Here is an 11,361-nt window from a genome sequence, read left to right as displayed (position 1 = left end):
ACGCGTGCGAGCCCCCCGCGGCCTCCGTGCCCGGCCCGCTGTCGCGCAGCGCGATGCCCAGGTAGCGGCCGTCCGGCAGGTCCGCCGACAGCGCCGCGCTCGCGCGCTCGGCACCGACCCACACCCGACCGCCCTCGGACAGCGTGTCGCGCGCGTTCAGTGCGAGGTTGATCAGCGCGAGCTCCAGCTCGTCGGGGTCGACCCAGACGTTCAGTTCCTCGTCGGGCACCTCGATGCGCAGCTCGACGCGCCGGCCCAACACCACGCCCAGCAGGTCGCGCCGCTCGGGCAGCCATTCGCTCAGCGAGAGCGTGCGGGGCCGCGCGCGCCGGCGCGCGCCGAAACGCAGCAGTTGCTGCGTGAGCCGGCTCGCGGCCTCTACCGCGCGCAGTGTGGCGGCCACCGGCATGGCCAGCGCCGGCTGTGTGGCCTGGCGCTGGATCAGGTAGGCGCTGTTGCTGATCACGCCCAGCAGGTTGTTGAACTCGTGCGCCACGCGCCCGGTCAGGCGCCCCAGCGCCTCCACCCGCTCGCGGCCGGCGTCCCCGCGCTCGGCCTGGCGCGCGCGCTCCACCGCCTCGGCCAACTGGCGGCGCAACTCGGCGCGCGCCACCCACCCGGCCCCGGCCACCGCCAGGGCCAGCAGCGCGAGCGCGGCCAGCAGGGGGCCACCGGGCCCGCTGGCGAACGCCGGCTGGGGCGGCGCGCGCGGCACGGTGGTGAGCGCGGTCCAGCCCTGCGGCGTGCGGCTGAAGTGCACGCGCAAGGGCACGCCCGCGGGCGTGCGCAGGGCGAAGCGGCCCTCGCCCCGGCCCGCCAGGCTCTCGCGGATCAGGCCGTCGAGCGAGCGCTCGGCTTCGCCCGCGACCGGCGCCGGGCGGCGCGCCACCACCCGCCCGCGCGGATCGAGCAGCAGCGTCCCCCAACCCTCGCGCAAGGGGCGCTGGTCCATGAGCCGCTGCAGTTCGGCCGGCGGCATCACCAGGCGCAGGTTCATCGCCGGACCCGGCCCCTGGCGAAACACCGGCTCCACCCAGGCCAGGCCGTCGCCCACGTCCAGCGCGCGCACACCGGATGAGGACACCAGCGCGGTGGTCCCCGGGGCGCGGCGGCTCGGTGGCGCGCCCACCGGCAGTCGGGTGTCCAGCCAGCGCACCGATGCGCTGAGCAGCTCCACCGACACCGGCGAGCCGCCGATCGCGCGGCGCACGCCCTGGTCGAAGGCGGCGCGCTCCGGCTCGCTCAGGCGCGGCGCACGGTCCAGCAGCGGCGAGGCCGCCAGCGCGCGCGCGATGGCGCCGTAGCGGGTGAATTCGCGGTCGATCGCGCGGCTCAGGGCGCGCGCGTCCTCGCTGGCCTGACGCTCTAGCGCGGCCTGGCCCGAGCGCCAGGACGCCAGCGTGGCCCAGGCCACCGCCCCCAGAACGGGCAGCAACACGGCCAGGACCAGAAGGATCAGGCGAACGCGCAGAGCCATAGCGAAAAGGGTTCTTTTGTTCTTCTGACGCCCACGGGCAAATCGCGCGCCTACCCGGGTGCGCCACGGGTGCGCCGTTTGCCGGCACTGGCCATGAACGCCACCCCTACCGCCACCCCCTCGCCCCTGCCCGCGCTGGAACAGGAATTCGACCGCCTCGAGCGCTTGTTCGCCGAATATGAACGGCTGGTGGACGACGGCACCGGCCCCACCGACCTGGGCGCGCGCCTGGGCCGCATCGGTGGCCGCGTGCGCGCCATCGTGGACTTCGAACGAGAAGAGGTGCTGCCGCGTCTGCCCGCCCCGGCCCTGCGCGGCGAAACCGAATCGCAGCTCGCCGATCTGCTGGCCCGCGTGGAGCGCCTGGCCACCCGCGTGAGCGATCAGGCGCACACCGAACGCGAGGCGCGCGCGCTGGCGCAGGCGCTGCGCACGCACGCCGCCTGGCAGCGGCACCACGTGTGGCCCCGACTGAACGGGGGCGAGCGGTCCCTTTTGGAGACCGAGCTGGCCGAGCGGCGCGCCGCCTGGCTGCAGGACGAAGCGCCCGACTGAGCCGGCACTGAGCAGGCACTGAGCAGGCGATCGAGCGGTCTGCAGCTTTTGCGGCAATTCGCGCGCCCGGGGCGGCAGATTCGTCCCTTCGGCGCCGCCCGGCGGGCCACTCGAGCGCTGCCACTGCCGCCGCAACGCCAGGCACGGCGCGGCTTGCGCGCCGATCGACCGACCGTCGGCCGGCGGCGGCACAGGCCTTGCGACACAGGCGCTTCCGGCGCCGGCGGGCGGCGCCCCCACACACCAGAGGAGGTTCCATGGGACTTGCGCTGCGCAACGAGATCCGGCCATTGCAGGCCCCCACGCCCACACAGGCGCTGTCGCCGCGCCTGCAGCGCGCCGTGCAGCTGCTGCAGATGTCCTCGCTGGACTTCGCGGCGCTGGTGCGCCAGAAGCTGGGCGACAACCCCTTCCTGGAAAGCGAGGACGACAGCGACCCGGCCACTGCGCCGGCCGAGACCCCGGACGGCGAAGACGGCTCCGCCCCCCGGACGGAGGCCTCCAACGACGCCTGGGACAGCGGGCCGATCGGCGGCACCGACGACCGCGAGCTGTGGATCAACGACGGCGGCTCGCCACTGCGTCCCACCGGCGACGGCGACGCCACGGCCATGGACCTCACGGCCAGTGCCACCACGCTGGCCATGCACCTGCACGGCCAGCTCAACGTGATGGCCCTGACGCCGCGCGACCTGGCCCTGGCGCGCGCGGTGGTCGAGTCACTGGACGACGACGGCTACCTGCGCACGCCGCTGGAGGAGATCGCCGGCCTGGTGCCCTGCACACCGCCCGCGGCCCCGGCCGAGATGCTGGTCGCGCTGCGGCTGGTGCAGTCGCTGGAGCCCGTCGGCGTGGCCGCGCGCGGCGTGGGCGAATGCCTGCTGCTGCAGGTGCGGCAGATGGAGGACGGCCCCTGCCGCGCGCTGGCCGAGCGCATTGTGGGTGAGCACCTGCAGGCGCTGGCCGCGCGCGACGTGCCCGGCCTGGCCGCCACGCTGCGCGAGCCCTTGCGCCGCGTGGAAGCCGTGGTCGACCGCATCCGCCACCTGGACCCGCGGCCCGGCTGGCGCGTCGGCGATTCGCGCGTCGACTACATCGTGCCGGACGTGATCGTGCGCCGACAGCGCGGCCAGTGGTCGGTGCAGCTCAACCCCGCCGTGGTGCCGCGCGTGCGCCTGAACCAGGTCTATGCCGAGCTGTACCAGCGCCACCGGACCCGCAGCAGCGGCGCGCTCGGTGAGCAGCTGCAGGACGCGCGCTGGACCCTGCGCAACGTGGAGCAGCGCTTCTCCACCATCCTCGACGTGGCGCGGGCCATCGTGCGGCGCCAGCGCCACTTCCTGGAGTTCGGCCCCATGGCCATGAAGCCGCTGGTGCTGCGCGAGATCGCCGAGGAAGTCGGCGTGCACGAGTCCACCGTCTCGCGCGTGACGAACAACAAGCACATGGCCACGCCGCTGGGCGTGTTCGAGCTGAAGTACTTCTTCTCGCGGCCCATGGTCAGCGCGGCCGGCAACGCCTGCTCGGGCACCGCCATCCGCGGGCTGATCGGCGACATCATCCAGGCCGAGAACCCGGCGCGCCCGCTGTCGGACGCCGACATCACGCGCCAGCTCACCGCCCAGGGCCTGGTGGTGGCGCGGCGCACCGTCACCAAGTACCGGCAGCTGCTGCGCATCGAGCCGGTGGACAAGCGCCGCCGGCACGGCTGAGGCGGCCACCGCGGCGCGGAGGCCGGCCCCGAAAAAAGGCCGGCGCGGGGGCCGGCCAATGGGCCCACGAAGGCGGGCCCGCCAAGTGTTCAGCGGCCGCGCGAGCCGCTGGCAACCCTGTCCTTTGTCCCGTTCGATGGGCCCTCCGGGTTGGGGGCCCCGGTCGGGCCACGGCCGGCACCCGGCGGGGACGGGGGCTGGGTGCGCCGCTCGTCCTCCCGCTCCACCTGGCCGGGCGTGCGCCCGTAGCCGCCCCGACCGCCATAGGGGTGCTGGTCCGCCCCCGGGGCCTCGCCGCCCTGGGAGCGGCCGGTTTCTTCAGGTTCGTGCTGTGCCATCACGCGCTCCTTGCTGTGTGAAATGAATGCGCCAGCGTGTCTTGCCGGCCTGACGATTCCCGGCAAGCGCCATGCCCGGCCGGCGGCCGACCAGGGCCTCAGGCGCCCCGGCGCAGCAGCGCCTCGCGGCGCCGCGCGTCCAGGCCCGGTGTGGCGCGCAGGTCGGTGTCCACCTGGCCCGATTCAAGGTCCCGCCCGGCCTGCTCGATCACCGGATCGGGCTCGGCCCGGGTGGCGCGCAGGCCTTCGTCGCGCTCGTGCGGCAATTCGAGGGCTTCGTTTCGCGGCCGGGGACCGGCGCCCGGCGTCAGCGGTGGTTGGCCGGTGTTGACGGACCGTCGCGGTGCGGCGCGGGGCACCGCCGCGTCACGGCGCGGTGAAGGGGGCTTGGGCATGTCGGACCTCCTGCAAAGACACCGGCGCGGGCAAGCCGCGTGCCGCGTCCCCGGCGCGTGCGATGGGCACGGGGATTGCCAACACCGGTCTGTCGGCGCCGCGTTGGCGACGGCTTCATCAACCCCAGGAGATCGACATGCCGAACCAGCAGAACCAGAACCCGAACCAGCAAAACCCCAGCGCGGGACAGAAGCAGCAGGAGGCGCAACAGAACCCGTCCCAGCAGCAGAACCAGAACCCCCAGAACCCGAATCAGAACCGCAACCAGGCCGGCCAGCCGCGCCCGGACGACAGCCCCAGCCCGCGCAAGCAGGAGCAGCAGCGCGCCGAGGACAGCCCGCGCCACCAGCAAGGCGGCCAGCAGGGTGGCCAGGGCGGTCAACGCGGCGGCCCTTCCCAGCAGCAGCGCTGACCCCGGTCCGCGCCCCGCCGGAACGCCCCCGCTCGCCAGCGCGGGGTGTTTCCTCCACCCGCCCCAGTGCGCCTTGACGCACCTGGCGGCGGCACTGCCGCGCGATGCGCGCGCCCGCGCGCTCGGCCGCGCCCCACCGGCGCGCCCATCGTCGCCTGGGCGCGACAATGGGCGCCTTCCGGTCCGCCATGGCTTCGCGCACCCCACCCTCTCCCTCCGCGAGCGCCCTCGAACGCCTGCTCGGCGAGGTGCGCCATTGCCGGCTCTGCGCGGACCGGCTGCCGCATCCGCCCCGGCCGGTGCTGCAGCTGGGTGCCACGGCCCGCGTCCTGGTCGCGGGCCAGGCGCCGGGGCGGCGCGTGAACCTCAGCGGCATTCCCTTCGACGACCCGAGCGGCGAGCGCCTGCGCGACTGGATGGGCGTGGACACCCGCACCTTCTACGACCCGCGCGCCGTGGCCCTGCTGCCCATGGGCCTGTGCTACCCCGGCACCGGCCCGGGCGGTGACCTGCCGCCCCGCCCGGAATGCGCCCCGGCCTGGCGCGCCCACTTGCTGGCTCAGCTGCCACGGGTGGAACTGGTGCTGGCGGTCGGCCGCCACGCCCAGGCCTGGCACCTGGGACCGGCGGCCCGCGCCACGCTGACCGAGACGGTGCGCGCCTGGCGCGACTGCGGCCCTGGCCTGCTGCCCCTGCCCCACCCCAGCCCGCGCAACAACCGCTGGCTGCGCAACAACCCCTGGTTCGAGCATGAGGTGCTGCCGGCCCTGCGCGCGCGCGTGGCCGCCGCGCTGGCACGACCGCCGGCGAGGAACCCATGGCCCTGAAGCCTTTTCTGCTCAACGAATGGCGCCAGCTGGCGCGCGTGAACCGCAGCGACCGGCCCTGGGAAATGCCGGTGGCCGCCGCGCTCGCCAGCGGCCTGCCGATCTTCATCGGCGCGGCCTACGGCGAGCTGGGCCTGGGTCTGGCCGGCTCGCTGGGCGGTCTGGTCTTCCTGCACCTGCCCGCCACGCGGCTGGCCCACCGCATGGCCTGGCTGATGGCCTGCGCCTTCGGCATGGGCTGCAGCTACGCGCTGGGCCTGCTGGGGCACCTGGTCCCGCCGCTGGTGGTGCCCTTGCTCGTGCTCATCACCGTGCTCGTCACCATGGTCTGCCGCTTCTACGCTGCCCCCCCACCCGGCAGCCTGTTCTTCGTCATGGCCGCGGCGATCGGCGCCTACAGCCCCGTGCATGGGCGCGACGCCATCCTCCAGGTGGGGGCCGTGGCGCTGGGCACGGTGCTGGCCGTCGCCATCGCCTTCTTCTACAGCCTGCACATCATGAGCCGGCACGGCGTGCCGGCGCCGAGCGCGCCCGCGCAACCGGGGTTCGACCACGTGGTGGTGGACTCGGTGATGATCGGCGGGTTCGTCGGCCTGTCGCTGCTGGCGGCGCACGCCCTGCAGCTGGACCGGCCCTACTGGGTGCCGGTGAGCTGCCTGGCCATCATTCAGGGCGCGTCGCTGCGCGCGGCCTGGACGCGGCAGGTGCAGCGCACCCTCGGCACCGCGCTCGGCCTGCTGGTGTTCCTCGGCATCGTCCAGCTGCCGCTGGGGCCATGGACCGTGGCCGCCGTGGTCACGGCGCTGACCCTGGTGATCGAAACCCTGGTGGTGCGCCACTACGGGCTGGCGGCCGTCTTCATCACACCGCTGGCGCTGCTGCTGGCGGAGGCGGGACAGGGTTTCGTGGCGGCGCCGCAGCCGCTGATGCAGGCCCGCCTGCTGGACACCGTGGTCGGGTCCACGCTGGGCCTGGTGGGCGCGGCCTGCCTGCACAGCCCGCGCGTCCGCGCGGCGGTCGGCGCCGGCCTGCGGCGGCTGCGGCCCCAGGGCCCGCCGCGCTGAGCCGCACCGCTCACTCCATCTGCTCGATCATCACCTGTCCGAAGCCCGAGCAACTCACCTGCGAGGCGCCGTCCATGAGGCGCGCGAAGTCGTAGGTGACCTTCTTGGACAGGATGGCCTTTTCCATCGAGGCGATGACCAGGTCGGCGGCTTCCTTCCAGCCCATGTGGCGCAGCATCATCTCGGCCGATAGGATCATGGAACCCGGGTTCACGTAGTCCTTGCCCGCGTACTTGGGCGCCGTGCCGTGCGTGGCCTCGAAGCAGGCCACGGAGTCGCTCATGTTCGCGCCCGGCGCGATGCCGATGCCGCCCACCTGCGCGGCCACCGCGTCGGAGATGTAGTCGCCGTTGAGGTTGAGCGTGGCGACCACCGCGTACTCGGCCGGGCGCAGCAGGATCTGCTGCAGGAAGGCGTCGGCGATGACGTCCTTGACGACGATGTCGCGGCCGGTCTTCGGGTTCTGCAGGCGGCACCAGGGACCGCCGTCGATCGGCGCCGCGCCGAACTCGCGCTGGGCCAGCGCGTAGCCCCACTCGCGAAAGCCCCCTTCGGTGAACTTCATGATGTTGCCCTTGTGCACGAGCGTCACGCTGGGCTTGTCGTGGTCGATGGCGTACTGGATCGCCTGGCGCACCAGGCGCTCGGTGCCCTCGATGGACACCGGCTTGACGCCGATGGCCGAGCTCTCGGGAAAGCGGATGGTGGTCTCGCCCATCTCGTCTTGCAGGAAGCGGATGAGCTTTTGAGCCTTGGCCGAGCGGGCCTCGTATTCGATGCCGGCGTAGATGTCTTCCGAGTTCTCGCGGAAGATGACCATGTTGGTCTTCTCGGGCTCCTTCAGCGGCGAGGGCACGCCCTTGAAGTAGCGCACCGGGCGCAGGCAAACGTACAGGTCCAGCTCCTGGCGCAGGGTCACGTTGAGCGAGCGGATGCCCCCGCCCACCGGCGTGGTCAAGGGCCCCTTGATGGAGACCACGCACTCCTTGAGCGCGGCCACGGTTTCCTCGGGCAGCCAGACCCCGGGGCCATAGACCTTCACCGACTTGTCGCCCGCGTAGACCTCCATCCAGTGGATTTTGCGGCGCCCGCCGTAAGCCCGGGCCACCGCCGCGTCGACCACCTTGAGCATCACCGGCGTGACGTCCACGCCCACGCCGTCGCCCTCGATGTACGGCACGATCGGCTCATCAGGCACTTGCAGCGACAGGTCGGCTCGGACGGTGATCTTCTGGCCTTGTGGCGGCACCTTGATGTGCTGGGTCATGTCGGGGAACGTTCCGGGTGGCGAATGAGAGAGGGGGACCGGAAATTCTAGACGCTGGCCTTTCGCCGGGCGCCCTGGCCCGCCCTGCCCCGATGGCAGACAATGCAAGCCCCCTCGTCACCGCCCCCACACGCCGCATGAAAGCCCTGTTCACCCGACTGCTTGGCCTGTGCCTGCTGGCCTCGGGCCCGGCCTGGTCCCAGGACGGCCCGCAGCTCAACCTGCCCCGCATCAGCCTGTCGGCCAACATGCACCTCATCCACGCGCAGGTGGCCGCCACGCCGCAGGCGCGCACCATCGGCCTCATGTTCCGCCGGGAGATGCCGGCCAACGAAGGCATGCTCTTCGTGTTCGAGCAGGCCGCCACCCAGTGCTTCTGGATGAAGAACACCCTGCTGCCGCTGACCGCGGCCTTCGTGGCCGACGACGGCACCATCGTCAACCTGGCGGACATGCAGCCGCAGAGCCTGGACTCGCACTGCTCGGACAAGCCGGTGCGCTACGTGCTGGAGATGCACCAGGGCTGGTTCAAGAAGCGCGGCATCCAGGCCGGCGCGCGGTTGAGCGGACAGGCCTTCGGCAAATAAAAAGGCCGCCGGATCCGGCGGCCTCTTCGTGCGGGCCCCTGGCGGGCGGCCCACCCGGGCTCAGGCCTTCATCGAGGCCAGCACCTTGTTGAAGGTCGCGCTGGGCCGCATCACGGTCTCCAGCTTCTTGAAGTCGGGCTTGTAGTAGCCGCCGATGTCGACCGGCTTGCCCTGCACCTCGGTCAGCTCCTTGACGATGGCCTGCTCGTTGTCCGCCAGTGCCTTGGCCAGGGGGGCGAACTTGTCCGCCATCTCCTTGTCCTCGGTCTGCGCGGCCAGTTCCTTGGCCCAGTACATCGCCAGGTAGAACTGGCTGCCGCGGTTGTCGAGCTGGCCGGTCTTGGGGCTGGGCCCTTGTTGTTGTCGAGCAGCTTGCCGGTGGCGGCGTCCAGCGTCCTGGCCAGCAGCTTGGCGCGGGCGTTGTTGTTCTTCAGGCCCAGGTCCTCGAACGACACGGCCAGCGCCAGAAACTCGCCCAGCGAGTCCCAGCGCAGGTGGTTTTCCTCCACCAGCTGCTGCACGTGCTTGGGCGCCGAGCCGCCCGCGCCGGTTTCGTACATGCCGCCGCCGGCCATCAGCGGCACGATGGACAGCATCTTGGCGCTGGTGCCCAGCTCCATGATCGGGAACAGGTCGGTCAGGTAGTCGCGCAGGATGTTGCCGGTGGCGCTGATGGTGTCCAGGCCGCGGATCACGCGCTCCAGCGTGTAGCGCATGGCGCGCACCTGGCTCATGATCTGGATGTCCAGGCCGGTGGTGTCGTGCTCGTGCAGGTACATCTTCACCTTGGTGATGAGTTCCTTCTCGTGCGGGCGGTACTGGTCGAGCCAGAACACCACGGGCATGCCGGAGTTGCGCGCGCGGTTCACGGCGAGCTTCACCCAGTCGCGGATCGCGGCGTCCTTGACCTGGCACATGCGCCAGATGTCGCCCTGCTCCACGTTCTGGCTCATCAGCACCTCGCCGGTGGCCAGGTCGGTGATGTTGGCCACGCCGTCCTCTGGGATCTCGAAGGTCTTGTCGTGGCTGCCGTACTCCTCGGCCTGCTGGGCCATCAGGCCCACGTTGGGCACGGTGCCCATGGTCTTGGGGTCGAACGCGCCGTGCCACTTGCAGAAGTTGATCATCTCCTGGTAGATGCGGGCGAAGGTCGATTCGGGCATCACGGCCTTCACGTCCTTCAGGCGGCCGTTGGCGTCCCACATCTTGCCGCTGTTGCGGATCATGGCGGGCATCGAGGCATCGACGATCACGTCGTTGGGCGAGTGGAAGTTGGTGATGCCCTTGGCGGAATCGACCATGGCCAGCTCGGGGCGGTGCTCGTGGCAGGCGTGCAGGTCGCGCTTGATCTCGTCCTGCTGGCTCTGCGGCAGCGTGGCGATCTTGTTGTACAGATCGACCATGCCGTTGTTGACGTTGATGCCCAGTTCGTCGAACAGCTTGCCGTGCTTCTCGAACGCCTCCTTGTAGAAGATGCGCACGCAGTGGCCGAACACGATGGGGTGCGAGACCTTCATCATCGTCGCCTTGACGTGCAGCGAGAACATCACGCCGGTCTTGCGCGCGTCCTCGATTTCCTTTTCATAGAAGGCCAGCAGCGCCTTCTTGCTCATGAACATGCTGTCGATCACCTCGCGGTCGAGCAGGCTGACCTTGGGCTTGAGCACGATGGCCTTGCCGCTCTTGGTGAGGAGTTCCATCTTCACGTCGCGCGCCTTGTCCAGCGTCATCGACTTTTCGCCATGGTAGAAGTCGCCATGGTGCATGTGCGAGACATGCGAGCGCGAGGCCTGGCTCCACTCGCCCATGCTGTGCGGGTTCTTGCGCGCGTATTCCTTCACGGCCTTGGGCGCGCGGCGGTCGGAGTTGCCCTCGCGCAGCACCGGGTTCACCGCGCTGCCGATGCACTTGTTGTAGCGCGCGCGGATGTCCTTTTCTTCCTCGGTCGCCGGGTTTTCGGGGAAGTCGGGCACCTTGTAGCCCTTGTCCTGCAGCTCCTTGATGGCGGCCTTGAGCTGGGCCACGGAGGCGCTGATGTTGGGCAGCTTGATGATGTTGGCCTCGGGCCGCAGCGTGAGCCGGCCCAGTTCGGCCAGGTTGTCGGGCGCGCGCTGCGCCTCGCTCAAGGCTTCGGGGAACTGGCCCAGGACGCGGCCGGCCACCGAGATGTCGCTCTCGGCCACGTTGATGCCGGCCTGGGCGGCAAACGCGCGCACGATGGGCAGGAACGATGCCGTGGCCAGGCGCGGGGCCTCGTCGGTCAGGGTGTAGATGATGGTGGGTTGTTGGGTGCTCATCTTGTCTCTCTTTGGTCAAAAAACAGAGGTCATGCCGCCGACCTGCGACCCGCCACCGGATGGGATGGGCGGGGATGGCGCTTGAGGCGTTCGCTGCAACAGCGCGCCACAGGCTACGTGCTTTTCACGTCATTTGCAATGCGCTATCACAATACAAAATTCTATCCGCGAAACGCGATTCTTTTCGTAAGTCTTCTATAAGACTCAGGCTTGTCTCGGACTTTCTTTGCCGTGCGGCCGAAAAAAAAGCCCGGAGATCGCTCTCCGGGCCCTGTTCGGGGTGGCCTGCTGCCAGATGGAATCAGGCGAAATTGGCCTCGGCGAACTTCCAGTTCACCAGGTTGGAGAGGAAGGTCTCGACGAACTTGGGGCGCAGGTTGCGGTAGTCGATGTAGTAGGCGTGCTCCCACACGTCCACCGTCAGCAGCG

9 protein-coding genes and 2 pseudogenes are annotated in these 11,361 nt (G+C 70.8%); 6 read left to right on the top strand and 5 right to left on the bottom strand.

Annotation, left to right across the window (positions count from 1 at the left end):
- Positions 1-1,438, bottom strand: a pseudogene (locus BGO22_RS14205) (hypothetical protein); the annotation flags it as partial.
- 132 nt (positions 1,439-1,570) lie between these two features.
- On the opposite strand from BGO22_RS14205, the gene BGO22_RS14200 reads away from it, so the two are divergent.
- Together BGO22_RS14200 and rpoN are read left to right on the top strand one after the other, a co-directional pair.
- Positions 1,571-2,032, top strand: a complete 462-nt coding sequence (locus BGO22_RS14200; RefSeq protein ID WP_070398290.1) for a hypothetical protein — start codon at positions 1,571-1,573, stop codon at positions 2,030-2,032.
- A 257-nt stretch (positions 2,033-2,289) separates the two neighbouring features.
- Complete coding sequence (rpoN, locus tag BGO22_RS14195) at positions 2,290-3,744, top strand: RNA polymerase factor sigma-54 (RefSeq protein WP_070398289.1); 1,455 nt, start codon at positions 2,290-2,292, stop codon at positions 3,742-3,744.
- 436 nt (positions 3,745-4,180) lie between these two features.
- Here the strand turns inward: rpoN and BGO22_RS14190 are convergent, their stop codons facing one another.
- Positions 4,181-4,477 carry a hypothetical protein gene (locus BGO22_RS14190; RefSeq protein ID WP_286851397.1) on the bottom strand — a complete coding sequence of 99 codons (297 nt, stop codon included), beginning with the start codon at positions 4,475-4,477 and terminating at the stop codon, positions 4,181-4,183.
- A 137-nt stretch (positions 4,478-4,614) separates the two neighbouring features.
- Here BGO22_RS14190 and BGO22_RS14185 point away from each other — a divergent pair, with 137 nt between their 5' ends.
- The 3 genes from BGO22_RS14185 to BGO22_RS14175 all read left to right on the top strand — a co-directional run bounded on the left by BGO22_RS14185 (position 4,615) and on the right by BGO22_RS14175 (position 6,781).
- Entirely contained in the window at positions 4,615-4,890 is a 276-nt protein-coding gene (locus BGO22_RS14185; RefSeq protein WP_070398288.1) for a hypothetical protein, read from the top strand.
- A 188-nt stretch (positions 4,891-5,078) separates the two neighbouring features.
- Positions 5,079-5,717 (top strand): uracil-DNA glycosylase family protein, encoded by a 639-nt coding sequence (locus BGO22_RS14180; RefSeq protein WP_070398710.1) that lies wholly within the window; start codon positions 5,079-5,081, stop codon positions 5,715-5,717.
- A complete protein-coding gene (locus BGO22_RS14175) occupies positions 5,708-6,781 on the top strand; it encodes an FUSC family protein (protein WP_070398287.1) in 1,074 nt (357 codons plus the stop codon). The genes BGO22_RS14180 and BGO22_RS14175 overlap by 10 nt, the downstream gene beginning before the upstream one ends.
- A gap of 10 nt (positions 6,782-6,791) precedes the next feature.
- Here BGO22_RS14175 and icd read toward each other — a convergent pair whose 3' ends face one another.
- Positions 6,792-8,048, bottom strand: a complete 1,257-nt coding sequence (icd, locus tag BGO22_RS14170) for an NADP-dependent isocitrate dehydrogenase (protein WP_070398286.1) — start codon at positions 8,046-8,048, stop codon at positions 6,792-6,794.
- 137 nt (positions 8,049-8,185) lie between these two features.
- Here icd and BGO22_RS14165 point away from each other — a divergent pair, with 137 nt between their 5' ends.
- Positions 8,186-8,635 carry a DUF192 domain-containing protein gene (locus BGO22_RS14165; RefSeq protein WP_070398285.1) on the top strand — a complete coding sequence of 150 codons (450 nt, stop codon included), beginning with the start codon at positions 8,186-8,188 and terminating at the stop codon, positions 8,633-8,635.
- A gap of 60 nt (positions 8,636-8,695) precedes the next feature.
- Here the strand turns inward: BGO22_RS14165 and BGO22_RS14160 are convergent.
- Together BGO22_RS14160 and BGO22_RS14155 are read right to left on the bottom strand one after the other, a co-directional pair.
- Positions 8,696-10,932 (bottom strand): annotated as a pseudogene (locus BGO22_RS14160) (NADP-dependent isocitrate dehydrogenase).
- A gap of 301 nt (positions 10,933-11,233) precedes the next feature.
- Positions 11,234-11,361, bottom strand: a 128-nt coding sequence (locus tag BGO22_RS14155; protein ID WP_286851400.1) for a Fe-Mn family superoxide dismutase, incomplete at its 5' end; no start/stop codon positions are given.

The organism is Hydrogenophaga sp. 70-12 (genome assembly GCF_001897365.1).
Classification (GTDB): domain Bacteria; phylum Pseudomonadota; class Gammaproteobacteria; order Burkholderiales; family Burkholderiaceae_C; genus Hydrogenophaga; species Hydrogenophaga borbori.
This window is presented reverse-complemented; position numbering and strand designations above follow the sequence as displayed.